Source organism: Stutzerimonas chloritidismutans, from assembly GCF_020783375.1.
Taxonomy (GTDB): domain Bacteria; phylum Pseudomonadota; class Gammaproteobacteria; order Pseudomonadales; family Pseudomonadaceae; genus Stutzerimonas; species Stutzerimonas kunmingensis.
This window is the reverse complement of sequence record NZ_CP086067.1, coordinates 586,334-610,785: the sequence shown is the minus strand read 5'-3', so window position 1 is coordinate 610,785 and position 24,452 is coordinate 586,334. Positions and strand designations below refer to the sequence as shown.

General features: G+C 64.8%; 27 protein-coding genes. 22 read left to right on the top strand and 5 right to left on the bottom strand.

What is annotated here, in order from left to right; translation table 11 throughout:
• Positions 1–42: 42 nt before the first annotated feature.
• Entirely contained in the window at positions 43–543 is a 501-nt protein-coding gene (locus tag LLJ08_RS02780) for a hypothetical protein (protein ID WP_228208156.1), read from the bottom strand.
• 214 nt (positions 544–757) lie between these two features.
• On the opposite strand from LLJ08_RS02780, the gene LLJ08_RS02775 reads away from it, so the two are divergent.
• The 5 genes from LLJ08_RS02775 to LLJ08_RS02755 all read left to right on the top strand — a co-directional run bounded on the left by LLJ08_RS02775 (position 758) and on the right by LLJ08_RS02755 (position 3,865).
• The gene (locus LLJ08_RS02775; protein ID WP_228208155.1) at positions 758–1,174 is read left to right on the top strand and encodes a polyribonucleotide nucleotidyltransferase; all 417 of its coding nucleotides are present in this window, start codon (positions 758–760) and stop codon (positions 1,172–1,174) included.
• 25 nt (positions 1,175–1,199) lie between these two features.
• Entirely contained in the window at positions 1,200–2,090 is an 891-nt protein-coding gene (locus LLJ08_RS02770) for a cation diffusion facilitator family transporter (protein WP_228208154.1), read from the top strand.
• A 345-nt stretch (positions 2,091–2,435) separates the two neighbouring features.
• Positions 2,436–2,915: an Lrp/AsnC family transcriptional regulator gene (locus LLJ08_RS02765; protein WP_014819005.1), complete on the top strand. Its 480-nt coding sequence runs from the start codon at positions 2,436–2,438 to the stop codon at positions 2,913–2,915.
• Between the two features lie 163 nt (positions 2,916–3,078).
• Positions 3,079–3,471, top strand: coding sequence for a globin (locus tag LLJ08_RS02760; protein ID WP_003298284.1), 393 nt, complete (start codon positions 3,079–3,081; stop codon positions 3,469–3,471).
• A 175-nt stretch (positions 3,472–3,646) separates the two neighbouring features.
• The gene (locus LLJ08_RS02755) at positions 3,647–3,865 is read left to right on the top strand and encodes a DUF2788 domain-containing protein (protein ID WP_003298283.1); all 219 of its coding nucleotides are present in this window, start codon (positions 3,647–3,649) and stop codon (positions 3,863–3,865) included.
• Positions 3,866–3,886: 21 nt separating this feature from the next.
• Here LLJ08_RS02755 and LLJ08_RS02750 read toward each other — a convergent pair whose 3' ends face one another.
• The gene (locus LLJ08_RS02750; protein WP_228208153.1) at positions 3,887–4,525 is read right to left on the bottom strand and encodes a pseudouridine synthase; all 639 of its coding nucleotides are present in this window, start codon (positions 4,523–4,525) and stop codon (positions 3,887–3,889) included.
• A 291-nt stretch (positions 4,526–4,816) separates the two neighbouring features.
• Here LLJ08_RS02750 and urtA point away from each other — a divergent pair, with 291 nt between their 5' ends.
• The 13 genes from urtA (at position 4,817) to LLJ08_RS02685 (ending at position 18,975) form a co-directional block, all read left to right on the top strand.
• Positions 4,817–6,085 (top strand): urea ABC transporter substrate-binding protein, encoded by a 1,269-nt coding sequence (gene urtA / locus LLJ08_RS02745; protein ID WP_228208152.1) that lies wholly within the window; start codon positions 4,817–4,819, stop codon positions 6,083–6,085.
• 176 nt (positions 6,086–6,261) lie between these two features.
• Positions 6,262–7,833 (top strand): urea ABC transporter permease subunit UrtB, encoded by a 1,572-nt coding sequence (gene urtB, locus LLJ08_RS02740; protein ID WP_042927576.1) that lies wholly within the window; start codon positions 6,262–6,264, stop codon positions 7,831–7,833.
• Positions 7,830–8,906: an urea ABC transporter permease subunit UrtC gene (urtC, locus tag LLJ08_RS02735; RefSeq protein WP_041015926.1), complete on the top strand. Its 1,077-nt coding sequence runs from the start codon at positions 7,830–7,832 to the stop codon at positions 8,904–8,906. The genes urtB and urtC overlap by 4 nt, the downstream gene beginning before the upstream one ends.
• Positions 8,906–9,757, top strand: coding sequence for an urea ABC transporter ATP-binding protein UrtD (gene urtD / locus LLJ08_RS02730; RefSeq protein ID WP_014819001.1), 852 nt, complete (start codon positions 8,906–8,908; stop codon positions 9,755–9,757). The genes urtC and urtD overlap by 1 nt, the downstream gene beginning before the upstream one ends.
• Positions 9,758–9,924: 167 nt before the next feature.
• On the top strand, positions 9,925–10,623 hold the full coding sequence (gene urtE, locus LLJ08_RS02725; RefSeq protein ID WP_041015925.1) for an urea ABC transporter ATP-binding subunit UrtE: 699 nt from the start codon (positions 9,925–9,927) through the stop codon (positions 10,621–10,623).
• A 220-nt stretch (positions 10,624–10,843) separates the two neighbouring features.
• The gene (locus tag LLJ08_RS02720; protein WP_228208151.1) at positions 10,844–11,677 is read left to right on the top strand and encodes an urease accessory protein UreD; all 834 of its coding nucleotides are present in this window, start codon (positions 10,844–10,846) and stop codon (positions 11,675–11,677) included.
• A 136-nt stretch (positions 11,678–11,813) separates the two neighbouring features.
• Positions 11,814–12,116 (top strand): urease subunit gamma, encoded by a 303-nt coding sequence (locus tag LLJ08_RS02715; protein ID WP_228208150.1) that lies wholly within the window; start codon positions 11,814–11,816, stop codon positions 12,114–12,116.
• Positions 12,117–12,127: 11 nt separating this feature from the next.
• Positions 12,128–12,682, top strand: a complete 555-nt coding sequence (locus LLJ08_RS02710; RefSeq protein ID WP_014818997.1) for a GNAT family N-acetyltransferase — start codon at positions 12,128–12,130, stop codon at positions 12,680–12,682.
• Positions 12,679–12,984, top strand: a complete 306-nt coding sequence (locus tag LLJ08_RS02705; RefSeq protein WP_014818996.1) for an urease subunit beta — start codon at positions 12,679–12,681, stop codon at positions 12,982–12,984. The genes LLJ08_RS02710 and LLJ08_RS02705 overlap by 4 nt, the downstream gene beginning before the upstream one ends.
• A 149-nt stretch (positions 12,985–13,133) precedes the next feature.
• The gene (gene ureC / locus LLJ08_RS02700; protein ID WP_014818995.1) at positions 13,134–14,834 is read left to right on the top strand and encodes an urease subunit alpha; all 1,701 of its coding nucleotides are present in this window, start codon (positions 13,134–13,136) and stop codon (positions 14,832–14,834) included.
• A gap of 360 nt (positions 14,835–15,194) precedes the next feature.
• Positions 15,195–15,923 carry a hypothetical protein gene (locus tag LLJ08_RS02695; RefSeq protein WP_228208149.1) on the top strand — a complete coding sequence of 243 codons (729 nt, stop codon included), beginning with the start codon at positions 15,195–15,197 and terminating at the stop codon, positions 15,921–15,923.
• Between the two features lie 328 nt (positions 15,924–16,251).
• The gene (locus LLJ08_RS02690) at positions 16,252–17,724 is read left to right on the top strand and encodes an NCS1 family nucleobase:cation symporter-1 (RefSeq protein ID WP_228208148.1); all 1,473 of its coding nucleotides are present in this window, start codon (positions 16,252–16,254) and stop codon (positions 17,722–17,724) included.
• Positions 17,725–17,793: 69 nt separating this feature from the next.
• Positions 17,794–18,975, top strand: coding sequence for a GAF domain-containing sensor histidine kinase (locus tag LLJ08_RS02685; RefSeq protein WP_228208147.1), 1,182 nt, complete (start codon positions 17,794–17,796; stop codon positions 18,973–18,975).
• Here the strand turns inward: LLJ08_RS02685 and LLJ08_RS02680 are convergent, their stop codons facing one another.
• Positions 18,976–19,242, bottom strand: coding sequence for a DksA/TraR family C4-type zinc finger protein (locus LLJ08_RS02680; RefSeq protein WP_003301757.1), 267 nt, complete (start codon positions 19,240–19,242; stop codon positions 18,976–18,978).
• 202 nt (positions 19,243–19,444) lie between these two features.
• Between LLJ08_RS02680 and LLJ08_RS02675 the strand changes: the two genes are divergently transcribed.
• A complete protein-coding gene (locus tag LLJ08_RS02675; RefSeq protein WP_228208146.1) occupies positions 19,445–20,170 on the top strand; it encodes a TorF family putative porin in 726 nt (241 codons plus the stop codon).
• 7 nt (positions 20,171–20,177) lie between these two features.
• Here the strand turns inward: LLJ08_RS02675 and LLJ08_RS02670 are convergent, their stop codons facing one another.
• Together LLJ08_RS02670 and LLJ08_RS02665 are read right to left on the bottom strand one after the other, a co-directional pair.
• Positions 20,178–21,041 carry an isocitrate lyase/PEP mutase family protein gene (locus LLJ08_RS02670; RefSeq protein ID WP_003301755.1) on the bottom strand — a complete coding sequence of 288 codons (864 nt, stop codon included), beginning with the start codon at positions 21,039–21,041 and terminating at the stop codon, positions 20,178–20,180.
• 100 nt (positions 21,042–21,141) lie between these two features.
• Complete coding sequence (locus LLJ08_RS02665) at positions 21,142–22,014, bottom strand: DMT family transporter (protein WP_014818989.1); 873 nt, start codon at positions 22,012–22,014, stop codon at positions 21,142–21,144.
• A gap of 266 nt (positions 22,015–22,280) precedes the next feature.
• Between LLJ08_RS02665 and LLJ08_RS02660 the strand changes: the two genes are divergently transcribed.
• From LLJ08_RS02660 to LLJ08_RS02650, 3 genes are all read left to right on the top strand, one after another.
• Entirely contained in the window at positions 22,281–22,766 is a 486-nt protein-coding gene (locus tag LLJ08_RS02660; protein WP_041015919.1) for a GNAT family N-acetyltransferase, read from the top strand.
• Between the two features lie 163 nt (positions 22,767–22,929).
• The gene (gene ureE, locus LLJ08_RS02655) at positions 22,930–23,430 is read left to right on the top strand and encodes an urease accessory protein UreE (protein WP_228208145.1); all 501 of its coding nucleotides are present in this window, start codon (positions 22,930–22,932) and stop codon (positions 23,428–23,430) included.
• Complete coding sequence (locus LLJ08_RS02650) at positions 23,427–24,119, top strand: urease accessory protein UreF (RefSeq protein WP_228208144.1); 693 nt, start codon at positions 23,427–23,429, stop codon at positions 24,117–24,119. Before ureE ends, LLJ08_RS02650 begins: the two co-directional genes overlap by 4 nt.
• Positions 24,120–24,452: the final 333 nt, after the last annotated feature.

The window sequence follows — 24,452 nt, the reverse complement described above, 5'->3', positions numbered from 1 at the left end:
AGACGATTCAACAACCGAGGCGCCCGCCCGAAGCTGGGCGCATCAGTTGACGCTATAGCCGCGTCCGGTCAGGCAGGCGCCAAGGGCGCGCTTGTAGGTGTCGGCAACGCTCGCCGCCGGAGCCGTCCGAGCGCTGGCCGGATCGAAACCGCTCTGGCTCACGGCCCAGATATGACACTCGTAGCGGTCGCGGCTTTGCTGCTCGGCGCTCTGGCCCTTGGCCGGATAGGCGATGACATCATATCGCGAGGCCTCGCTGGCCGGCAGCGGCGGATGACTGACCGGCTCGTAGACATTGCGCTCTACATTCCACAGATAATAGGTACCGGCGGCGATGAAGTAGAGCATGCTGCCGATCCAGATTTCCCGCGCACCGGCCGGCAGACCGTGGCCGTGACGCGGACCCGGCACATGCTGCGGCCCCGGTCCCGCCGGCCCTCTATGCGCACCCGGCCCGGGACCGGGTGGTGCGGCGGTGACTGGCAAGGCGATGCAGAGGGAAAGAACGGCGCCAAGCGCGGCGCGCGGCAGTGACCTGGACATGATTGAACTCCGGGATGGGATGAAATCGCAGCGCGATTATCTGCCCGGCCGATGCAGCGGTCCGTCAGGCCTCGGTAAGGACTGGGTAAAGCCACCCCATGCGTCAGCGCACACGCCGAACACCCGAGCCCGCGGCATGGTCTGATATCGAGAAAACATCATCCAGCTGTCTTCCGGCCCTTGTATAGTTGCGCCACTTTTCCAGGAGGTCCTTATGCGTACTCGTAACCGAATCATCGGCGGCGTGTTGGCCGCTTCCCTGTTCACCCAGCTGACCGCCTGCGGCACGCTGTTCTACCCGGATCGCCGTGGGCAGATCGAAGGCCGCATAGACCCAGCGATTGCAGCTTTGAATGCGGTTGGTTTGATCTTTTACCTCCTCCCCGGCCTGATCGCCTTCGGCGTCGACTTCGCCACCGGCGCGATCTACCTGCCCGACGACGAGTACTCCATGGCCCCGGAAAAGCTGCAGGAAGCCATTGGCTCCGACGGCCAGATCGATCAGGCCCGCCTGAAAGCCATCATCGAGAAGGAAATCGGCCGCAGCCTGCCGCTGGACGACCCGCGCCTGATCCAGCACAACGGCAGCGTCGAGCAACTGGCCGCCTTCGGTCTGCGCCCTGCGGCCTGATGACTCGCGCGGATAACGGCCAGCGATGAGCATCAATCGTGACCACGCCCGGCTCATGCGCCGGGCGACCGCTGCGGCCCTGGCGACGGCGATCCTGCTGGCGCTGAGCAAGGCCGTGGCCTGGTGGCTGAGCGGTTCGGTGAGTCTGCTCGCCGGCCTCACCGATTCGCTGCTCGACGGCGCCGCGTCGCTGCTCAACCTGCTCGCGGTGCACTACTCGCTGCGCCCGGCCGACGACGACCATCGCTACGGTCACGGCAAGGCCGAGGCGCTGGCCGGGCTCGGCCAGGCGGCGTTCATCTGCGTCAGCGCGATACTCGTCGGCGTGCAAGGCGTCGACCGCCTGCTGCATCCGCAACCGCTGGGCGCCCAGGGTGTAGGCATCGCGGTGATGATCTTCTCGCTGGTGATGACTGCCATTCTGCTGAGGTATCAGCATCATGTGGTCAAGGTGACCGGCTCCACCGCCATCCGCGCCGACTCGCTGCACTACCGTTCAGACCTCTTGCTCAACACCAGCATCCTGCTCGCGCTGGTGCTGGCCAGCTTCGGCTGGGAGCGACTGGACGCACTGTTCGGCATCGGTATCGCGCTGTACATCTTCTGGAGCGCCATCACCATCGTCCGTGAGGCCGGCGCGGTGCTGATGGATACCGAACTGTCGCCGGAGATCAGCGAGCAGATGCAGAAGCTGGTCTGCGAAGTGCCGGGCGTGCATGGCTGTCATGACTTCCGCACACGCATTTCCGGCACCCGTTGGTTCGTGCAGTTGCATCTCGAGCTGCCGGGGGACCTGCCGCTGTCGCAGGCGCATGATCTGTGCGTGGCGGTGGAGAACGCGATTCACGATCGCTATCCGAATGCGGAGGTGCTGGTGCATGCCGATCCGCTTGAGGTAGCGCCGCCGAAGCGGTGACTGGAGTTTTCGGATTCCATTTCCAAGGCACCACCACAACGCTCACAACGAAAAAGACCACGCCTGGGCGTGGTCTCTTCGATTCGTCTGGCCGATGATAACGGCTTCTTCGCGCGGCGCCTCGTGAGCACCGGGGGCCCGGACCGTCGGTCTTGGTAAGACCTTCGGTGGTCACGGCGGGGATGCTGCGCCGTGTCCGTTTCTGCCGGGGGCTGAAGTTGAGATAAAGCTTACGCCGCACCACCCAGCACCGGATTGCGAATATTGCTGACCAAAGCATCACTTGCGCAATCAATCACCCTGCATTCATCATCACGCGCAATCCATTCCCAAGCGAGCCTCTCCATGAGCAAACTAGATCGCTACGACCTGCGCATCCTCGCCGAATTGCAGCACGACGCCCGCATCTCCAACCAGGAACTGGCAGAACGCATCGGCCTGTCACCCTCGCCCTGCTCCCGCCGGGTCAAACAGTTGGAAGACGACGGCTACATTGCCCGCCAGGTCGCCCTGCTCGACCGCAAGAAGCTCGGCCTGACCCTTACCGCCTACGTGCTTATCGGCATGGACCGGCACACACCGGAGCGCTTCGAGCACTTCGAAGGCGTGATCGGCAAATGCCCGGAGGTGCTCGAATGCAGCCTGGTCACGGGGATGGACGCCGACTACCAACTCAAGGTCGTGGTGCCCGACATGGAGCATTACCAGCAGTTTCTGCTCGGCACCCTGACGCGCATCGAAGGCGTCTCCAGCGTGCGTTCCAGCTTCGTGTTGCGCCAGGTGTCATCGAGTACGGAGCTGCCGCTGGAGCATTTGCGCAGCTGAGACACCGCTCACAGCTTTCGCCCCACACTTCGCAGGGTTGCTGCCTATAATCCGCCCCCTTCTGCACCGCCTCGCATACGGATGATCCCGGCCGGGGCGGATCGTCCATCGCCTGCTCACCGGCGGGCCTCGCTGCAAAATGCCCTCGTGCAAGGGAATGCCCATGAAAGACACCAACCGCGTCATGCAGAGCTACGGCCGCTGCTGCGCCAGTCCCGACTTCTTCGATGACTTCTATGCGTCCTTCCTCGCCAGCTCGCCGGCGATCCGGGAGAAGTTCGTGCGCACCGACATGACCGCGCAGAAACAGCTGCTGCGCGCCGGCATTCTCAATCTGGTGCTGTTCGCCCGCGGCATGCCGGATACCAAACTCCGCGCGCTGGGCAAAAGCCATTCACGCGAGCAGCTGAATATCCACCCGGAACTCTATGACCTGTGGATCGCGGCGTTGCTGAAAACCATCGGCCAGCACGACGGGGAGCTGCAACAGCAGGACCTGCAGGCCTGGCGCACGGTGCTGAACAAGGGCATCGACGTGATCAAGGCGGCCTACTGAATACCGGTGAGACATTTCGCCGCACCGGCGCCCGCCTCGCGCGATCCGAACGCTTTCCGAGCTCGACCGTCCAACCAGCGGTGGCACACGCGCCGACTAATGCCGGCGTATACTGCGCCGCTTTCGCGCCCGGCCTGCCACGGGCGCATTCCTCGAAGTCACTCAGGAGATCCCTGTGGAGCCCGAAGTTTTCGAAAAGTGGATGATGATCGTGCTCGTCGGCGGGCTGATGGCCTTCATGGCGTTCATCATCTGGGACCTGGCCAAGAAGTCGAAGGCCGGTCGCCTCGGCACTGCCATCCTGTTTCTCGGTTTAGGCCTGTGTCTGTTCGCCTTTCTCGCCAAGCCGGTCATCGGTTACGTCATCGAAGTCACTCAGGGCATCCCGCACTGAGTTGAGGCGCCAGCCGGTGCACTACAGCTGCGCCGGCAACTCCCGCCACTCACCCGGCTGCAGGCCATCGAGCGCCCACGGCCCGATGCGCACCCGCACCAGACGCAGGGTCGGCAACCCGACCGCCGCCGTCATGCGTCTGACCTGGCGATTACGCCCCTCGCGAATCACCAATTCCAGCCAGCTGGTCGGCACGCTCTTGCGAAAGCGCACCGGCGGGTTGCGTGGCCATAGCTCGGGCTCGTCCAGCTGCCGCGCTTCGGCAGGCAGGGTCAGGCCGTCATTGAGCTGGACGCCATCGCGCAAGCGCTGCAGCTGCTCGGCGCTGACCTCACCCTCGACCTGCACCCAGTAGGTCTTCGGCAGCTTGTGCTTGGGGTCGGCGATACGCGCCTGCAACTGACCGTCGTTGGTCAAGAGCAGCAGCCCCTCGCTGTCGCGATCCAGCCGGCCGGCCGGATAGACGCCCGGCACCTGCACGTAATCCTTCAGCGTCGCGCGGCCATCGGCATCGTTGAATTGCGTCAGCACGTCGAACGGCTTGTTCAGCAGCAACAGGCGTGGCTCGGCCGGCGGTGCCTTGGCGACGCGCCGCGGCGCGGATGGGCGCGCGGTTCGTGCAGGCGGACGCGAGGATGGAGGACGCGGTGGACGGGGCATGGCGACGGGTCTCGATACGGGCCGGCCATGCTAGAAGTGACACCCGGCAGCTGCAAGTGGCGCAGCCACTCGGCGCGGCACTGAAATCGGGCAAAGCGGCCTCCCGCGGTGCACCACCGGCCTTTGCGTGCACCAGCATGGCTCACCGCGAAAGCAGCCCGATCAACCCCAGATCGGCGCAAAGCTGCGTCACAGAAGGCTTTGAGCCATTTGGCACGGATGCTGCCATTACTCCTGGCGTTCCGATGTTTTCAGCCCACAGTTGCGCACGGACAGCCAAGGAGCCCCACAATGAAACGCCGTCCTCTGATCAAGACCACCCTCGCCGCCAGCGCCCTGATGCTCAGCGGCCTGTTCCCGTTCACCCTGCAGGCCGCCGAGACCATCAAGGTCGGTATCCTGCATTCGCTGTCCGGCACCATGGCCATCTCCGAGACCTCGCTCAAGGACATGGCGCTGATGACCATCGACGAGATCAACGCCAAGGGCGGCGTGCTCGGCAAGCAGCTCGAGCCGGTGGTGGTCGACCCAGCCTCCAACTGGCCACTGTTCGCCGAGAAAGGGCGCCAGCTGCTGGCTCAGGACAAGGTGGCGGTGACCTTCGGTTGCTGGACCTCGGTGTCGCGCAAGTCGGTACTGCCGGTCTATGAAGAACTCGACGGCCTGCTGTTCTACCCGGTGCAGTACGAGGGCGAAGAGCTGTCGCCGAACGTCTTCTACACCGGCGCGGCGCCAAACCAGCAGGCCATCCCGGCGGTCGAGTACCTGATGAGCGAAGACGGCGGCGGCGCCGAGCGCTTCTTCCTGCTCGGCACCGACTACGTCTACCCGCGCACCACCAACAAGATCCTGCGCGCCTTCCTGATCAGCAAGGGCGTGCCGGAATCGAGCATCGAAGAGGTCTACACCCCCTTCGGTCACAGCGATTACCAGACCATCGTCGCCAACATCAAGAAGTTCTCCGCCGGCGGCAAGACCGCCGTGGTGTCGACCATCAACGGCGACTCCAACGTGCCCTTCTACAAGGAGCTGGCCAACCAGGGCCTGGAAGCCACTGACGTTCCGGTCGTGGCCTTCTCGGTCGGTGAGGAAGAACTGCGTGGCATCGACACCAAGCCGCTCGTTGGTCACCTGGCCGCCTGGAACTACTTCCAGTCGGTTGAAAACCCGGTCAACGAAGCCTTCGTCAGCAAGTGGAAAGCCTACGCCAAGGCCCAGAACCTGCCTGGCGCCGACAAGGCCGTGACCAACGACCCGATGGAAGCCACCTACGTCGGCATCAACATGTGGGCGCAGGCAGTCGAGAAAGCTGGCACCACCGACGTCGGCAAGGTGCGCGACGCCCTCGCTGGCCAGACCTTCGAGGCGCCAAGCGGCTACACCCTGACCATGGACGAGAAGAACCACCACCTGCACAAGCCGGTGATGATCGGCGAGGTCCAGGACGACGGTCAGTTCTCGGTGGTCTGGGAAACCGAAAGCCCGGTCCGCGCGCAGCCGTGGAGCCCGTACATCCCCGGCAACGACAAGAAGCCGGATCACGCGGTGAAGTCGAACTAACCGCTGCGGTCGCTGCGGTGGATGGATGACGCGCCAACTCCGCGTCCCGATCCACCCTGCGATCACTCGCCTTTCGTCGGGCGGATCGAGACGCGTAGTCGAGACGATCTCATCCGCCTGCCCACCGCCGCCAGCTCCGCCAAGAGAGCACACGGCGCCCCCTGGGGAATGCACAGATGAACACTGCCCTGCACCGATTATTGCTGCTGCTCCTGCTCGCCCTGCCCTGGGCGGCCCAGGCCGGAGACGCAGCCGACTACGCCAAGGCCAGCCCCGCCAAACAGGCCAAGCTGCTGGAAAGTTGGGCCGCCGTGCCCGCGCCTGAGCGCCTGCCGTTGATCGAAGCGCTGCGCGCCAGCCGCGTGGTGATCGACCAGAACAAGACGCCCTTTATCGAGGAAAACGGGGCCTACCGTGCCCTCGAAGGCGACGCCGAGCCGGTCGGCACGCCGAAGAAGCTGCGCCTGAACAACCGCCTGCGTGGTCTGCTCAACACCGCTCTGGCCAGCCACCAGCTGTTCGCCGAAGACCCCGCGCAGCGCCTCGCTGCGGCCAAGCGCCTGCAGCGCAGCGGCAAGCCGGAGCAGCTCAAGCTGCTCCAGCAGCGCCTGGACGTAGAGGAAGATGCTGCCGTCAGCGAAGCGCTGACCCTGGCGCTAGCCAACCTGCAGCTGACCGCGAGCGATCCGGCCGTGCGCCTCGCCGCCGTGCGGTTGCTTGGCGAAACCGGTGCTCCGCTGGCGCGGGTAAGGCTGGAAAACCTGCTGGCCGACGCGGCGGAAACCGACGCCGCCGTGCGCAAGGCCGCCGAGACCAGCCTGGCCCAGGTCAAACGCAAACTGCTGATCGGCGAACTACTCGGCCAGGCCTTCAGCGGCCTGTCGCTGGGCTCGATCCTGCTACTCGCCGCCCTCGGTCTGGCGATCACCTTCGGCCTGCTCGGCGTGATCAACATGGCTCACGGCGAGATGCTCATGCTCGGCGCCTACACCACCTACATGGTGCAGGTGCTGATGGCGCGTCTCGCCCCTGAAGCGCTGGCGTTCTACCCACTGGTGGCGCTGCCGGTAGCCTTTTTCGTCACCGCCGCGATCGGCATGGCGCTGGAACGCACGGTTATTCGCCACCTCTACGGCCGCCCGCTGGAAACTCTGCTGGCGACCTGGGGCATCAGCCTGATCCTGATCCAGCTGGTGCGCGTGCTGTTCGGCGCGCAGAACGTCGAGGTCGCCAATCCCGGCTGGCTGTCCGGTGGCCTGCAGGTGCTGCCGAACCTGGTGCTGCCGTACAACCGCATGGTGATCATCGGCTTCGCGCTGTTCGTGGTGCTCCTGACCTGGCTCTTGCTGAACAAGACACGTCTGGGCCTGAACGTGCGCGCGGTCACGCAGAACCGCAACATGGCCGCCTGCTGCGGCGTGCCCACCGGGCGTATCGACATGATGGCCTTCGGGCTGGGCTCCGGTATCGCTGGCCTCGGTGGTGTTGCACTTAGCCAGATCGGCAACGTCGGCCCGGATCTCGGCCAGAGCTACATCATCGACTCCTTTCTGGTGGTGGTGCTTGGCGGTGTCGGCCAGCTGGCCGGCAGCATCTTCGCCGCCTTCGGTCTGGGCATCGCCAACAAGATCCTCGAACCGCAGATCGGTGCCGTGCTGGGCAAAATCCTCATCCTCGCGCTGATCATCCTCTTCATCCAGAAGCGTCCGCAGGGGCTCTTCGCTCTCAAGGGGAGGGTCATCGATTGAACCAGCCACTTACCCTCACCGCCGCGCAGAAAGCCGGGCCGAAGCTCACCGCCGTCGCCCTCGGTATCGCTTTGGTCGTGTTGCTGGCCATGCCGCTGCTGCACCTGCTGCCGGCCGAGCATGCCCTGCACGTCTCGGCCTACACCCTGACCCTGGTGGGCAAGATCCTCTGCTACGCCATCGTCGCCCTGGCGCTGGATCTGGTCTGGGGCTACGCGGGGCTCTTGTCCCTCGGCCACGGCCTGTTCTTCGCCCTCGGCGGTTACGCCATGGGCATGTACCTGATGCGGCAGAGCGCCGGTGACGGCCTGCCGGCGTTCATGAGCTTCCTCGCCTGGAACGAACTGCCCTGGTACTGGTACGGCACGTCGAGCTTTCTCTGGGCCATGTGCCTGGTGGTGCTGGTGCCCGGCGTGCTGGCCTTCGTCTTCGGCTTCTTCGCCTTCCGCTCGCGGATCAAGGGCGTGTACTTCTCGATCATGACCCAGGCGCTGACCTTCGCCGGCATGCTCCTGTTCTTCCGCAACGAGACCGGCTTCGGCGGCAACAATGGCTTCACCGACTTCAAGACCATTCTCGGCTTCTCGATTTCGGCGCCGGCGACCCGCGCCACGCTATTCCTCGCCACTGTGGCGCTCCTGGCCGGCAGCCTGTACCTGGGTTTCCGCCTGGCGCGCAGCAAGTTCGGCCGGGTGCTCACCGCCCTGCGCGATGCCGAGAACCGCCTGATGTTCTGCGGCTACGATCCGCGCGGCTACAAGCTGTTCATCTGGACGCTGTCGGCCGTGCTCTGCGGCCTCGCCGGTGCGCTCTATGTGCCGCAGGTCGGCATCATCAACCCCAGCGAGATGGCGCCGACGCAATCCATCGAGGCCGCCGTCTGGGTCGCCCTCGGCGGGCGCGGCACGCTGATCGGCCCACTGCTTGGCGCCGGTATCGTCAACGGTATGAAGAGCTGGTTCACCGTGGCCTTCCCCGAATACTGGCTGTTCGCCCTCGGCGCGCTGTTCATCATCGTCACCCTGTACCTGCCCAAGGGCGTCATCGGCCTTATCAAGCGGAGGGGCGAATGATGAAAACCGTACCTTGCAGCGCCGTCATCGACGGCTTCGACCCCACCGGCGGTGGCCTGACCCGCGATGCCATCGGCCTCGGCCGGGTAGCCGGGAAAGGCCTGGATGTACGCCATGGCACCATCCTCAGCCTGGAAGACATCAACGTCAGCTTCGACGGCTTCAAGGCGCTGACAGACCTCAGCCTGTACATCGGCGTCGGCGAGCTGCGCTGCATCATCGGCCCCAACGGCGCCGGCAAGACCACCATGATGGACGTCATCACCGGCAAGACGCGCCCTACCAGCGGCAGCGCCTGGTTCGGCGAAACCCTGGACCTGACCCGCATGAGCGAGGTGGACATCGCCCAGGCCGGCATCGGTCGCAAATTCCAGAAGCCCACGGTGTTCGAAGCGCTTTCGGTGTTCGAGAACCTGGAGCTGGCGCAGAAAACCGACAAGTCGGTATGGGCGAGTTTGAGAGCCAAGCTCAACGGCGAGCAGAAGGACCGCATCGACGAAGTGCTGGAGACCATCCGCCTCGGCCAGTCGCGTCATCGCCCGGCCGGTCTGCTGTCCCACGGGCAGAAGCAGTTCCTCGAGATCGGCATGCTCTTGATGCAATCGCCGCAACTCTTGCTGCTCGACGAGCCGGTGGCCGGCATGACCGACGCCGAAACGGAATTCACTGCCGAGCTGTTCAAGTCCCTGGCGCGCAAGCATTCGCTGATGGTGGTCGAGCACGACATGGGCTTCGTCGAAACCATCGCCGACCACGTCACCGTGTTGCATCAGGGTCAGGTGCTGGCCGAGGGTTCGCTGCAACAGGTGCAGGCGGATGAACGGGTGATCGAGGTGTATCTGGGGCGGTAAGCCGCTCACAGGGAGATGACTGGCGCCATTCACCGAAGACCTGCACGGTGGATGGGTAAAGCGTCATCCACCCTACGCACGCCGAACGCCCATGCCCGCATCAACGCAAAACCTAATCGTAGGGTGGATAACGCCAGAGGCTTATCCACCAAGTGAAGGAGTCGCACATGCTGCAAGTCCAGCAACTGCACCAGTACTACGGCGGCAGCCACATCCTGCGCGGCCTGTCGTTCGAGGCGAAGGTCGGCGAAGTCACCTGCCTGCTCGGACGCAACGGTGTCGGCAAGACCACTCTGCTCAAGTGCCTGATGGGCCTGATTCCGGCCAAGGAAGGCGCGGTGAACTGGGAGGGCAAGCCGATCACCGGCTTCAAGCCGCACCAGCGCGTGCACGCCGGCATCGCCTACGTGCCGCAGGGTCGGGAAATCTTCGGCCGCCTGACCGTCGAGGAAAACCTGCTGATGGGCCTGTCCCGCTTCAACGCCAAGGAAGCCAAGGAAGTACCCGAGTTCATCTACGAGCTGTTCCCGGTTTTGAAGGAAATGAAGCACCGCCGCGGCGGCGACCTCTCCGGCGGTCAGCAACAGCAGCTGGCCATCGGCCGCGCGCTGGCGAGCAAGCCGCGCCTGTTGATCCTCGACGAACCCACCGAAGGCATCCAGCCCTCGGTGATCAAGGAGATCGGCGTCGTGATCAAAAAGCTCGCCGCCCGCGGCGACATGGCGATCCTCCTGGTGGAACAGTTCTACGACTTCGCCGCCGAACTGGCCGACCAGTACCTGGTGATGAGCCGCGGCGAAATCATCCAGCAGGGGCGCGGCGAGACGATGGAGGCCGAAGGCATACGCGGGCTGGTCGCGATCTGATCGGAAGAATGCACCACAACGGCGCATCAAACGCTCAACGCACCAGCCTGAAGCACAGGAGCATCAGCCAGAGACGCCTGATCAGGACGCCAACTCGCGGCGGAAAGCGCTGCAGCGCCGAGCTATCAGGCCGCGCCACAGGACGACGCACCAGAGCAGCGCACAACAGGCATGGCGATTGCTCTGCTTTCCTGACCGACAGATCGAAAAGCCTGCGCCCATGAACGCCCCTGCACCGCTGTTCACCCCCCACTGGCATGCCGAGCTCGAGCTCGGTTATGCGCTGTGCGCCAGTGCCACGCGGCCGGTGCTGCGTCGACACAGTGGGCCACTGCGAGTGCAGAAGCATCTCTACCCAGAGGGACCTGAGGTCTGTCAGCACATCATCGTGCACCCGCCGGGTGGCATTGCCGGTGGGGATCGGCTGGATATCAGCGTCTCGGTTGCCGCCGGTGCCTGGGCGCAACTGACCAGCCCCGGTGCGGCCAAGTGGTATCGCGCAGTCGGCCCGGCGCTTCAGGACCTGCGCCTGCGCGTCGAAACCGGCGCCACGCTGGAATGGCTACCGCAGGAGACCATCGTCTACTCCGCAGCGCAGGCCGAGCTGAGCACGGTCATCGAGCTGGAAGGCGACGCGCGGCTGTTCTACTGGGACATGGTGGCGCTCGGCCGGCCGGCCGCAGGCGAGCGCTTCGACGCCGGGCATTTCCAGGCGCGCCTGGATATCCGCCGTGATGGCCAGCTCATCTGGCATGAACGCCAGCGCATCGCCGGCGGCGACGGCCTGCTGGATTCGCCGATCGGCCTCGACGGGCATTCGGTGTTTGCGACCCTGATCGTCAGCGGCGAAATCAACGCGGAGCTGATGGAACGCTGCCGTGAACTACCCAGCCGCGTGCGTGGCGACCTGACCCAGCTGCCCGGCCTGGTGGTCGCGCGCTGCCTCGCGGACGAAGCGCTGCATGCGCGCGCCTGGCTGATCGATCTGTGGCGGCTGTTGCGCCCTGAACTGCTGGGCCGCGAGGCGGTACCGCCTCGCATCTGGAGTACCTGAATGACCGATGGGCAAGGCTGCGCCGTTGCCCATCCTACGCCGGCGCTTGCCAAGTGCCGCCCAATGATCGCTGCGTGGTCTCGACCACGAGCCGGTGGATGCGAAAAGCGACGTCCACCCTACGACTGGAGGTGTTATGGATCTGTCACCAAGAGAGAAGGACAAGCTGCTGATCTTCACCGCCGGCCTGGTGGCCGAACGCCGTCTGGGGCGCGGGTTGCAGCTCAACTACCCGGAAGCCATGGCCTACATTTCCGCGGCACTGCTCGAAGGTGCACGCGACGGCCGAACGGTCGCAGAGTTGATGCACTTCGGCACCACCCTGCTCAGCCGCGAGCAGGTGATGGAAGGCGTGCCGGAGATGATCCCGGAGATCCAGGTCGAGGCCACCTTCCCGGATGGCACCAAGCTGGTCACCGTGCATCAACCTATTCCCTGAAACGCGGGTCAATGTCTACTGCGAACGACCTTGAACCGCTTTTGAAGGAACTCAACGTGCAGATACGCGACGCCCTGGACACCGACCTCGCAGGCATCCTGCGGATCTACAACGACGCGGTAGAGAACAGCACGGCAATCTGGAACGACCGGATCGTCGACCTCGACAACCGCCGCGCCTGGCTGGCCGAGCGCCACGATCAGGGTTACCCGGTGCTGGTGGCCATCGATGAGGGGGGCCAGGTGGCCGGCTATGCCTCGTTCGGCCCCTGGCGCCCGCATGACGGCTTTCGCCACACCGTGGAGAACTCGGTGTACGTGAGCCCCGACCACCGCGGCAGCGGCATCGGCCGCAGCCTGATGAAGGCGCTGATCGAGCGCGCCCGGATGCTCGAGAAGCACGTGATGGTCGCCTTTATCGAAAGCGAGAATCGCGCCTCGGTGCATATGCACCAGCAGCTCGGCTTCATCCACGTCGGCCAGATGCGCCAAGTCGGCTGCAAGTTCGGCCGCTGGCTGGACCTGACCATGATGCAACTGACCCTGAACAGGACGTCCCAACCATGATTCCCGGCGAATACCAGATCCAGGACGGCGAGATCGAGCTCAACGCCGGCCGCCGCACCCTGACCCTCTGCGTGGCCAACAGCGGCGACCGGCCGATCCAGGTCGGTTCGCACTACCACTTCTTCGAAACCAACGACGCGCTCACCTTCGACCGCGCCGCCACGCGCGGCATGCGTCTGAACATCCCGGCCGGCACCGCGGTGCGCTTCGAGCCGGGACAGAGCCGCGAGGTGGAACTGGTCGAGCTGGCCGGCGATCGCCGGGTGTTCGGTTTCGCCGGGCGAGTGATGGGCGCGCTTTAAAAGCCCCTCACCCCAGCCCTCTCCCAAGGGGAGAGGGAGAAAAGCAGCCACCGCGACGGAATGGACCAACGCCGGTCAGCCCCCCTCTCCCTCCGGGAGAGGGTTGGGGTGAGGGCAGAGCCAATACAGGGACCGACCAAGGAGCCCCGATGAAGATCAGCAGACAAGCCTACGCCGACATGTTCGGCCCCACCGTCGGCGACAAGGTGCGCCTGGCCGATACCGAGCTATGGATCGAGGTCGAAAAGGACTTCACCACCTATGGCGAGGAAGTGAAGTTCGGCGGCGGCAAGGTGATCCGTGACGGCATGGGCCAGGGCCAGCTGTGCGCCGCGGATGTGGTCGACACGCTAATCACCAATGCGCTGATCCTCGACCACTGGGGCATCGTCAAGGCCGACGTGGGGCTCAAGGACGGCCGCATCGCCGCCATCGGCAAAGCCGGCAACCCGGACATCCAGCCGGACGTGACCATCGCCATCGGCGCCGCGACGGAAGTGATTGCCGGCGAGGGGATGATCCTCACCGCCGGCGGCATTGACTCGCATATCCACTTCATCTGCCCCCAGCAGATCGAAGAGGCCTTGATGAGCGGCGTCACCACCATGATTGGCGGCGGCACCGGACCGGCCACCGGCACCAACGCCACCACGGTGACACCCGGCCCCTGGCACATGGCGATGATGCTCAAGGCCGCCGACGCCTTCCCGATGAACATCGGCTTTACCGGCAAGGGCAACGCCTCGCTGCCCGAGCCGCTGATCGAGCAAGTCAAGGCCGGCGCCATCGGCCTCAAGCTGCACGAAGACTGGGGCACCACGCCCGCCGCCATCGACAACTGCCTGAACGTGGCGGACCAGTACGACGTGCAGGTGGCGATCCATACCGACACCCTGAACGAATCCGGCTTCGTCGAGACGACCCTCGGCGCGTTCAAGGGCCGCACCATCCACACCTACCACACCGAGGGTGCCGGCGGAGGCCACGCGCCGGACATCATCAAGGCCTGCGGCTTCCCAAACGTGCTGCCCAGCTCGACCAACCCGACGCGGCCGTTCACACGCAACACCATCGACGAGCATCTGGACATGCTCATGGTCTGCCACCACCTCGACCCAAGCATTGCCGAAGACGTGGCGTTCGCCGAGAGCCGCATCCGTCGCGAAACCATCGCCGCCGAAGACATCCTTCACGACCTGGGTGCGTTCTCGATGATCAGCTCCGACAGCCAGGCCATGGGCCGTGTTGGCGAAGTGATCACCCGCACCTGGCAGACCGCCGACAAGATGAAGAAGCAGCGCGGCGCCTTGCCCGGTGATGGCGCCGGCAACGACAACTTCCGCGCCAAGCGCTACATCGCCAAGTACACCATCAACCCGGCGATCACCCACGGCGTCAGCCATGAGGTGGGCTCGGTCGAAGTGGGCAAGTGGGCCGACCTGGTGCTCTGGCGCCCGGCCTTCTTCGGCGTGAAGCCGACGCTGATCCTCAAGGGCGGCGCCATTGCCGCCAGCCTGATGGGGGACGCCAACGCCTCGATCCCGACACCGCAACCGGTGCACTACCGGCCAATGTTCGCCAGTTACGGCGGCTCGCTGCATGCCTCCAGCTTTACCTTTATCAGCCAGGCCGCGTTCGAGGCCGGCGTGCCCGAGCAACTGGGGCTGAAAAAGAAGATCGGCGTGGTGAAGGGCTGCCGTTCGGTGCAGAAGAAAGACCTGATCCACAACGACTACACGCCGGATATTCAGGTCGACCCGCAGAACTATCAGGTGCGCGCGGATGGGCAGTTGCTCTGGTGCGAACCGGCCGAGGTGCTGCCGATGGCGCAGCGCTACTTTTTGTTCTGATCGACCGGTTCTGATCGACCGGTTGTGATCGGCAGCGCGCCGGGACGGAGGGCCAATTGCCTTCCAGCCAGCGCGCGTTTTGACCATCGTTGCAAGGTCGATGCTCGCGCTGCACTTCGTCGGTTCGCGAGTGAATCAACCGTTCGATGGATTGGGAAAGTCGGGCATGGAATTACCGTCTGACAACCCAAGCGCAACGCTCTACCCAGGGATGCATGGATGCGCAGCGACCACCGGCTACCGTGGCTGGCGGGAGGCATTGCCGGTGTCGCGTTCGAGGGGAAAGCGGGCGTTTTCGGGTAACCGCGTCAGCTGAAAAACCAGCGGCGCGATTGACTGAATCCTACGGAGAAACAATCGATGTTCAAAACCAACGCGCTTTTCGCTGCTGTACTCGCCGTCTCTGCCACCCAGGCTATTGCGGCCAGCAGTGAAGCGGTTATCGAACAAAACGGTGTTGACCAGATCGCCGATGTCTACCAGGAAGGCGTCGGCCAGGCTTCGTACATTTATCAGACCGACGCTTCGCAGCAGAACAGCGCCACGACCACCCAGCTCGGCCAGGACAACTTTTCCGAGGTCACTCAGCAGGGTGCCTTGCACCAGGCCGATGTCATTCAAACCGGCGTCGAGGGCGAGGTGTTCATCAGTCAGTACGACCGGGACAACAGCACGATCGTCGAGCAGGCCGGCTTTGCCAACAGCGCCGACGTGACCCAGGACGGCATGAGCAACGATGTGGTGCTGATCCAGGACGGCGCGTACAACAGCACCATTGTCGATCAGTTCGGGGAGGGCAACGAAGCACTGATCTCCCAGAGCGGCCAGGAAGGCATCGTCGATCTCATCCAGACCGGCAACATGAACGTGGCCGATATCGATCAGGCCGGAATCGGCAACTCCGTCGACCTGGAGCAGCAGGGCGACGGCAACCTCGCGCTGGTCGATCAGTTCGGCGATTCCAGCCAGGCCGTGCTGCTGCAGACCGGCGCCGACAACTTCGCGACCGTGACCCAGGCAGGCTTCGCCGACTACGCCAGCGTCAGCCAGACCGGCAGCAACAACACCGCGATCGTTACCCAGCAGTAATCGCGTCCATCGGCCGATTCGGTCGGAAAGCCAGGCCCCACGCAGGCCTGGCTTTTTTATGTGCCATCGGAAAGCACCCTGCTGGTGCACTGCACGCACCTCAGGCTCTCGAGCGGCGCATCCGCAGACAGGGCTTTGCACTCTACCTGCCTAAACTCGCCACCTTTTCTGTATACAAAAAAACCAGGCGAATTGTCTGAAAGCCCCTAGAATCCAGGGGTTGGCGACGTAGCGCGCTGCGCCACAGCCGGTCAATTCGCGAGCTCTGCCTTACGCGGAACAAGAACTGCATACAAAAAATCCACAGTCTTGCTCAGAGCGCCCTCCCATGAACCATGACGATTTCCAGATCAAGCAGATTGATCCCAGCCTGTACAACGCCGATCTCGCGCCACTTGCCCCGGCTGAGCGCAAATGGGGCTGGTTCGAGATCTTCAATGTGTGGTCCAACGACATCCAGAGTCTGTTCGGCTATACCCTCGCAGCCACGCTGTTCATCAGTTACGGCCTCAATGGCTGGGCGGTCCTGGCGGGCATCGTGCTGGCGGGTTTCATCGTCATGGGCCTGGTGCAGCTCACCGGCAAGCCCAGCGTGAAGTACGGCATTCCGTTCCCGGTGATGGCGCGGGCGAGCATGGGGGTACGCGGCGCGAATTTCCCGGCGGTGGTGCGCGGCATCGTCGCGATCTTCTGGTATGGCGTGCAGACCTATTTCGCCTCGACCGCGGTGGCCCTGTTGCTGCGGACACTGCTCGGCAGCGAGCCACAGGCCGCTATGCTGCTCGGCCTGACCGCCATCGACTGGGCCGCCTACGTGATCGTCTGCGTGTTTCAGGTGGCACTGTTCGTCCGTGGCGTCGACTGGGTAACGCGCTTTCTCAACTGGGCCGGCCCGCTGGTCTACCTGGTAATGATCGTGCTGATGATCGCCATCTGGTATCAGGCTGGCCCGAGCCTGCTCGGCGCCCTCGGCGACATTTTCAGCGGCAGCGGAGAGCACGCCGGCGGACCGATCGCCGCGTTCGCCGCGGTGGTCGGCACCATGGTCGCCTACTTCGCCGCCGTGGTGATCAACTACGGCGACTTCGCCCGTTTCGTGAAGAGCGAACGGCAGATGCGCATCGGCAACTTCCTCGGTCTGCCGGTGAGCCTGGCGATCTTCTCGCTGATCGCGCTGGTGATCACCGCCGGGACCGTGGTGGTGTTCGGCGAAACGCTGACCAACCCTACCGACATCGTCGCGCGCATCGACAACGTGACCCTGACAGTGGTGGCCGCCATCACTTTCTTTGCCGCCACGGTCGGCATCAACCTGGTCGCCAACTTCATACCGCCGGCCTACGACATCGCGAACCTGGCACCGGCCAGGATCAGCGCGCGTACCGGCGGTTTCATTACCGCGGCCATCGCCTTCTTCATCGGCGCGCTGTGGGTGGCCTTCATCAGCGAGGTGGGTATCGCCGCCTTCGTCGACACGCTGGGTGCGGTGCTGGCGCCGCTGTACGGCATCATCGTCGCTGACTACTACCTGGTTCGCCGCCAGCATCTCGATCTGCAGCAGCTGTTCTCCACCGAGCGCAGCGGGATCTACCACTTCAATGCCGGCTGGAACCGCAAGGCGATGATCGCCTTCGGCGTCAGCGCGCTGTTTTCGGTGGCCTCGGTGTGGGTGCCGGGCCTGGAGAGCCTGTCCGGCTTCGCCTGGCTGCTCGGCGCGCTGTTCGGCGGGGTGCTGCACTACGCGCTGATGCGTAACCAGTCGCTGCTCGCCGGCGCGGCGCAACCCGCTCCGCTCGGCTGAGCGCAGCCTGCAGAAGAGGTCGACCATGTTAAAGTGGCCGGCCTTTTTTTCGCCGCTCAGGGCCTGCAGATGGTGCGATCCATCCTCGACGACCTGCTTACCGTGCAACGCATCAGCGCCGTCCCGGCCATCCTGCAGGTGGTCAGCGAAACCACCGGCCTGCGCTTCGCTGCGGTCGCCCGCGTCACCGAGTCGAACTGGACCGCCTGCGCCGTGCTCGATCGCATCGAGTTCGGCCTGAAGGTCGGTGGCGAGCTGGATATCACCACGACGCTGTGCAGCGAGATCCACGCCTCGCACCAGCCGATCATCATCAGCCAGGTCAGCGCCGACCCCGATTACTGCAACCATCACACGCCGCAGATGTATGGCTTCGAAAGCTATATCTCGGTGCCGGTGCTGCGCGCCGACGGCAGTTTCTTCGGCACGCTCTGTGCGCTCGATCCACTGCCACGCGACCTGTCCAGCCCGGCAACGCGGGCAATGTTCGAATCCTTCGCGCGCCTGCTGACCCTGCAGATCGAAGCCGAGGGGCAGCAGCAGGCCACCCGTGCAGCGTTGGCCGACGAGCGCATCACTGGCCACCAGCGCGAGCAGTTCATCGCGCTGCTCGGCCATGACCTGCGCACTCCGCTGGCCTCGATCCAGGCGGCCAGCGATCTGCTGGTCCGGCGCTCGACGGAACGCGGCACGCAACAGCTTGCCGAGCATGTACGCGCCTCCAGCCAGCGCGCTTCGCGCATGGTCGACGACCTGCTGGATTTCGCCCGCGGCCAGCTGGGCAATGGCATACCGCTGAACTGGACGGCCTCGGCCAACTTGCATCTTGTTCTATCGCAGGTGGTCAACGAGTTGCGTACCGCCTATCCACGCCGGGTGTTGCTTGACCAACTGCCGGAGCTGCCGGTGTTCGAGTGCGACCCGGACCGGATCGCCCAACTGCTGGCCAACCTGATCACCAACGCGCTGCACCATGGCGCCAGTACCGGCCCGGTGATCGTGAAAGCCGAAATAGTCGACGGGCATTTCCAGCTATTGGTACACAACCGCGGCACGCCGATCCCAGCTGAACGGCTGGAACAACTGTTCCATGCCTATTCCCAAGAAGACGACACCTCGCGCAACGGGCTTGGGCTCGGGCTGTTCATCGTCGATCAGGTGGCCAAAGCCCATGGCGGCGGCATGCGGGTAACCTCCAGCGCCGAAGCCGGTACCACCTTCACCTTCCGCATGCCGCTGCGGCGCGCCTGATCAACGCAGCTGGCTGTCCTTGCTGCCACGGCGGTTGTAGCCGCTGAACCTGGCGTCTTCCTTGTCCTGCTCGGCCTGGCACTTGATGCACAGCCTGACGCCGGGCACTGCCTGGCGCCGCGCTTCGGGAATGGCCGCGCCGCACTCCTCGCAATGCTTGAGGCTCTCGCCGCGGGCGAGCTTGCTGCGGGCGCGCTGCACTGCGTCTTCGACGGTACTGTCGATCTGCTCCTGGACGGCACCGTCACCTGCCCAACCTGTAGCCATGCTCACCTCCCCCATCGGTTCGATGCTGTTCTGCTTTGGAGTCATTGCGCGGGCGGATGCTCACCCCAGGCGATACCGCCCATCGAATGACGCCGGGCAATCGACGGATGGCGCTGCCCGAGCGGCACAGTCGCCTATCCTGCCCCGGTTCACGCCGACGGCTCAGCGCCTCGGGCATTTGCGAACCGGCAGGGCAGCCAGCATGAAGCGCATCTTACCGATCATAACCAGCCTGCTCCTGGCAGCGGGCTGCGCCAGCGAACCACAGGTGCTCGAGCGCGAACTGGGCACCTTCGACCTCAAACTGGGCACCGAGCCCGCCCGCAACATGGCGCAGGGGCTGGTGCAACCGAGCACCGGCAACGCATTCCATGGCGGCCTCGATCTCACCCATGCCAGCGGGCTATATGTCGGGCAGTGGTCCCCCAGCGTCGGGTTGGTCGACGGTAGGCAACTCGAGGTGAATTCCTATCTCGGCTATGTGCAGCAGAACGATCATGACCAACTCGGCTACGAGATCGGCCTGATGCGCTACAGCTTTCCGGACCTGCCCGAATGGGATCGACACGAATACTACGGTGGCCTGACGCTGGGCGATCGCCGTCTCGGTGCGGCGCTGAACAGTGCCGCCGGGCGCACCGACAGCACGCTTTATCTGGACCTGGGCACGGTGACGCCTTTCGCCGTCGGCGTCCGCGTGAAGTACTCAAGCCACGCGCTGGCCACACCGCATTATCTTGGCGGTGGCGACAGCGTGGACATGTTCAGCGACTGGTCGCTCGACCTCTCGCGGCCCTGGCTGGGCCTGCAGCTGAACCTGTCCTACAGTGACTCCAGCCTGAGCGGCCAGGCGTGCAGCGCCTACTCGGGACAGAACCCGCGTTGCGACGGGCTGCTAACCTTCCGCGCCGAGCGTCAGCTGTTCTGAGCGCGCCTCATTCCTTGACCTGCATGTACTCCTCGGCCCAGACGACGTACTCGTCCGCGGTGGAGTACTTGACCGACAGCTGCGAAGCGTTCAGGTCCAGCGCATCGACCTGGCGCTGCTCGCGCAGGCAGTCGTAGGTCGCCTTGATCGCCGCGAAGTAGGCCGCGTGGCCGTTGACCACGATGCGCACGCCGAGCGCCGCCAGCCGCGCGTTGTCGCGCAGGTTGGGGTTGCCGTAGGTGACCAGCATCAGCGGCTTGCTGAGCTGGCTGGCGATGCTCTCCAGGTGGTCGAAATCTTCGATGCCGACCAGGCAGATCGCATCGGCGCCGGCCTTCTCGTAGGCCTGGGCGCGGGCGATGACTTCCTCGAAGCCGATCACGCCGGCATTCGTCCGGCCGATGATGGCCATTTCCGGATCGACCCGCGCCTCCAGCGCCGCGCGGATCTTGCCGACCGCCTCGAACATGCCGATGAGGTCGGTGGAGCGGCGACCGAATTTCGGCGGCAGCAGGGTGTCCTCGATGGTCAGCGCGGAAATCCCGGCGCGCTCCAGTTCGGAAACGGTGCGCATCACGTTCAGCGCATTGCCGTAGCCATGGTCGGCATCGGCCAGCACCGGCAGCTGAGCGACGCGGCAGATACGCGTGGCCTGCTCGACGAACTCGCTCAGAGTAATGAGGTTGAAGTCCGGCGCGGCGAGGACCTGCAGCGAGGCCACCGAGCCGCCGAGGATGCCCACTTCGAAACCGAGGTCGGCGGCGATGCGCGCGGACATCGGGTCGAACACCGAGGCGGTGTGGAAGCAGCGGTCGGCGTTCAGCAGCTCGCGAAAGTTGCGGCGCAGGTCGTGATGAGAGAGTCGCGGCATATAGGCTCCATGGGTGCACGCAAGGGTCGATTCGCCCTGTCTTTTCATTTCAGTGTTGTTGAGAAGCTGCCTGGTCGGCCGAATGACACATTTTCGCGGGTTATCCCTCCGCCGGCCCCTGGCGGCGCTGCACATAAGCCATGCACAGACCGCTGGCGATGATCACCGCCATGCCGATCAGCGCCCCGGCATCCGGCGCGTGATCGAAGGCGACATAGCCGACCACCCCGGCGAAGACGATCTGGCCATAGGTGAACGGCGCCAGCGTCGCCGCGCTGGCGAAGCGGAAGGCATTGGTCAGCAGCAGGTGACCGAGCATCGCCATGCCACCGAGCGCGCCCATCAGCAGCGCGTCGTGCAGCGTTGGCGTACGCCAGTTGAAGACCACCAGCACGCTCAAGGTCACACAGCCGACCAGGCTGGTCAGGTAGTTGCTGGTCACCGGGTGGTCGGTACCGGCCAGGCGCCGGGTCACCAGCTGATACACGGTGAACGACAGCGCCGCGCCGAAGGGCAACAGCACCGCCGGCGTGAACAGCGCCGAACCGGGCCGCACGATAATCACCACCCCGAGCAGACCGAAGCCCACGGCCAGCCACTGGCTGCGGCTGACCCGCTCGCCCAGCAGCGCCGAAGCGATGGTTACCAGCACCGGGGTCAGAAAGATCACCGCGGTGGCCTCGGCCAGCGGGATGAAATGCAGGCCGTTGATGAACAGCAGACTCACGCTGACCAGGCTCAACCCGCGCAGCAATTGTGGCCACGGGCGCAGGGTGCGAAACACGCGCTGGCCCATGCGCGGCACGAACAGCGCGGTCATCAGCACCGTCTGCGCGACGTAACGGGCCCAGATGACCAGGAACACCGGGTAGATTTCCGAGAGGTGTTTGGCCAGCCCGTCATGACTGGCCAGCAACAGACCCGACAGCAATATCAGCAGAACGCCGTAGAGCGGGTGATGGTGATCGTTCAACGCAGGCCTCAGCCACTTGTTAGCAGGCTAACCATTATGCCTGTCATCTTGTCGCACCGCTGCACCAATCAGCTGAAACCATTCAGCCCAGCCAGGACGCTGGCGTCACCGCCCTGTCCGTTCCGCTGCGTGCGCTGACTGAGCCCGGACGCGCCGCCCGGCGGCAAGCGGAACGCTGGCATTTCGCGTATGATCGCCGGCTTTTTGCCGAGCCGCGCGGCGTTTCGCGGCGTTCGAGTGTAGCCGTGATGTACCAGTTGAGAGCGATGCAGGAACGCGATATCCCTGCCGTCCTGGCGATCCAGGAAGAATCCTATGCCGCCGAGGTCCTGGAAGACGAGGCGGTGATCCGTTCACGTCTGGCGACATTTCCGCAGTTGGCGTGGGTGGCCGAGGATGACGAGGGGGTGTGCGCCTATCTGTTCGCCTACCACTCGCGACTGGGTAAAGTGACGCCGCTGGACGGGGAGTTCTGCACCGACGGCGAAGCCGATTGCCTTTACCTGCATGACCTGGCCGTGGCCGGGCGGGCCGCCGGCCGCGGCATCGGCCCGGCACTGGTGCGGCACAACCTGCAACAGGCCGGCGCCGCACAGCTGCGTTATTCGGCACTGGTGTCGGTGCAGGATTCCACCGGTTTCTGGTCGCGTCTGGGCTACGAAGCCCACGACGAACTCGACCCGCCGCAGGCCGGCAACCTGGCCAGCTACCAGATCCCTGCCGTGTACATGGTGCGCGACCTGCACCAGTAAGGCGCACGCACCTTCCCCGACCCCGACTGGCGCACTATGACGGTGCGCTCAAAGCCCCATTATCAGGCACGCAGGCCCGAATGGCGCCGCGATCGCGATATATGGGGCCGGTTGGCAAGCCACTTGCTCTTGTTCCGGAAACGATCCGACCGGAACTCTGCACATGCTGGTGATTCGCCAACGCATCGACGCCCGCCCCGAGTGGCAGGCCGAACTTGAACTGACCTACGACGCGCGCAGCAAGAGTCGCCTGCGCTGCTTCAGTACCAGCGGCGAAGACGTCGGCCTGTTTCTCGAACGCGGCCAGCCGCCGCTGCACGATGGTGAATGCCTGCTCGCCGGTGATGGCCGTGTCGTGCGCGTGCGTGCTCGGCCCGAGCAACTGCTGCACGTCACCTGCGCCAGCGCTTTCGAACTGACCCGCGCGGCGTATCACCTGGGCAACCGCCATGTCGCCCTGCAGGTCGGCGATGGCTGGCTGCGGCTGCTCGACGACTACGTGCTCAAGGACATGCTGTTGCAGCTGGACGCCGGTGTCGAACACATCGAAGCCCCCTTCCAGCCGGAGCATGGCGCCTACGGCGGAGGTCATCACCATTCCCACGCGGGTGAGGCAGAGTTCAGCTACGCGCCGCGCCTGCACCAGTTCGGCGTACGGCCGTGAACGCGACGGCCGCTCCCGGCTCGGCCTGGGCGCTGCTCCGGCTGGCAAGCCCGCAGCTGCCGATCGGCGGCTACAGCTATTCCCAGGGTCTGGAAATGGCGGTGGAGAACGGCCGGGTGAACGACGCCGACAGCGCTCGGCGTTGGCTGGAGGATCAACTGCTGCTCAACCTCGCGCGCTTCGAGGCGCCGCTGCTGCTCGCGCATTGCGAAGCAGCGGCACAGGACAACTGGCCGCGCCTGTTACAGCTCGCCGCCGAGCACCGCGCCAGCCGCGAAACCCGCGAACTGCAGCTGGAAAGCCGGCAGATGGGCTATTCCCTGACGCAGCTGCTCGACGGCCTGCCGGAACTCGACCAACCCGCTCGCGATTGTCTCGCTGCCGCTGGCGAGCCCGGCCTGGCGCTGGCCTGGGCACTCGCCGCCCGCGCCTGGCAAATCACACCGGCCGATGCGCTGGCAGCCTGGCTGTGGGGCTGGCTGGAAAACCAGCTGGCGGTGCTGATGAAGACCCTGCCGCTGGGACAGCAGGCGGCGCAGCGGTTGACCTCAGAGCTGTTGCCGGTCCTGAGCCAGGCGCAGCGGGAGGCCAGCGAGCTGCCGGAAGCAGCCTGGGGCAGCGCGCCGTTTGGACTGGTGCTGACCAGCATGGCGCATGAGCGGCAGTACAGTCGGTTGTTTAGGTCATGAGGGTGATTGCTGATTCGGTGCTGGCAGCACCTATCACTTGGGGCGGCTCGGCATCGTTGTCGGCCCGCGGCTCTGGTTTCGCCCTGCTGGGCAAGTTCCTTTTGGCAATCGCCCGGATGGCCGGCCCCCCAAAAGGAACCAAAAAGTCTCGCCCCTGCATCCGGGCCTCGCTGCGCTCGACATCCCTCGTTTCATCGCTGCTCCGAGGGTCGCCGCGCAAGGGCCATCCCTGGCCCTTCACGGCTCTCGCGGCACGATCACCACACTCAGCCAACGAATCCCATGCCTGCCCAAATCGGCAGCGGCACGCCCTTCGCAGCAACCCCAAGGCAG

Bases quoted from the DNA above. Each gene is read 5' to 3' on its own strand.
- LLJ08_RS02780 (WP_228208156.1), bottom strand. From the start codon at position 543: ATGTCCAGGTCACTGCCGCGCGCCGCGCTTGGCGCCGTTCTTTCCCTC.
- LLJ08_RS02775 (WP_228208155.1), top strand. From the start codon at position 758: ATGCGTACTCGTAACCGAATCATCGGCGGCGTGTTGGCCGCTTCCCTG.
- LLJ08_RS02770 (WP_228208154.1), top strand. From the start codon at position 1,200: ATGAGCATCAATCGTGACCACGCCCGGCTCATGCGCCGGGCGACCGCT.
- LLJ08_RS02765 (WP_014819005.1), top strand. From the start codon at position 2,436: ATGAGCAAACTAGATCGCTACGACCTGCGCATCCTCGCCGAATTGCAG.
- LLJ08_RS02760 (WP_003298284.1), top strand. From the start codon at position 3,079: ATGAAAGACACCAACCGCGTCATGCAGAGCTACGGCCGCTGCTGCGCC.
- LLJ08_RS02750 (WP_228208153.1), bottom strand. From the start codon at position 4,525: ATGCCCCGTCCACCGCGTCCTCCATCCTCGCGTCCGCCTGCACGAACC.
- urtA (WP_228208152.1), top strand. From the start codon at position 4,817: ATGAAACGCCGTCCTCTGATCAAGACCACCCTCGCCGCCAGCGCCCTG.
- urtB (WP_042927576.1), top strand. From the start codon at position 6,262: ATGAACACTGCCCTGCACCGATTATTGCTGCTGCTCCTGCTCGCCCTG.
- urtD (WP_014819001.1), top strand. From the start codon at position 8,906: ATGAAAACCGTACCTTGCAGCGCCGTCATCGACGGCTTCGACCCCACC.
- urtE (WP_041015925.1), top strand. From the start codon at position 9,925: ATGCTGCAAGTCCAGCAACTGCACCAGTACTACGGCGGCAGCCACATC.
- LLJ08_RS02720 (WP_228208151.1), top strand. From the start codon at position 10,844: ATGAACGCCCCTGCACCGCTGTTCACCCCCCACTGGCATGCCGAGCTC.
- LLJ08_RS02715 (WP_228208150.1), top strand. From the start codon at position 11,814: ATGGATCTGTCACCAAGAGAGAAGGACAAGCTGCTGATCTTCACCGCC.
- LLJ08_RS02710 (WP_014818997.1), top strand. From the start codon at position 12,128: ATGTCTACTGCGAACGACCTTGAACCGCTTTTGAAGGAACTCAACGTG.
- LLJ08_RS02705 (WP_014818996.1), top strand. From the start codon at position 12,679: ATGATTCCCGGCGAATACCAGATCCAGGACGGCGAGATCGAGCTCAAC.
- ureC (WP_014818995.1), top strand. From the start codon at position 13,134: ATGAAGATCAGCAGACAAGCCTACGCCGACATGTTCGGCCCCACCGTC.
- LLJ08_RS02695 (WP_228208149.1), top strand. From the start codon at position 15,195: ATGTTCAAAACCAACGCGCTTTTCGCTGCTGTACTCGCCGTCTCTGCC.
- LLJ08_RS02690 (WP_228208148.1), top strand. From the start codon at position 16,252: ATGAACCATGACGATTTCCAGATCAAGCAGATTGATCCCAGCCTGTAC.
- LLJ08_RS02685 (WP_228208147.1), top strand. From the start codon at position 17,794: ATGGTGCGATCCATCCTCGACGACCTGCTTACCGTGCAACGCATCAGC.
- LLJ08_RS02680 (WP_003301757.1), bottom strand. From the start codon at position 19,242: ATGGCTACAGGTTGGGCAGGTGACGGTGCCGTCCAGGAGCAGATCGAC.
- LLJ08_RS02675 (WP_228208146.1), top strand. From the start codon at position 19,445: ATGAAGCGCATCTTACCGATCATAACCAGCCTGCTCCTGGCAGCGGGC.
- LLJ08_RS02670 (WP_003301755.1), bottom strand. From the start codon at position 21,041: ATGCCGCGACTCTCTCATCACGACCTGCGCCGCAACTTTCGCGAGCTG.
- LLJ08_RS02660 (WP_041015919.1), top strand. From the start codon at position 22,281: ATGCAGGAACGCGATATCCCTGCCGTCCTGGCGATCCAGGAAGAATCC.
- ureE (WP_228208145.1), top strand. From the start codon at position 22,930: ATGCTGGTGATTCGCCAACGCATCGACGCCCGCCCCGAGTGGCAGGCC.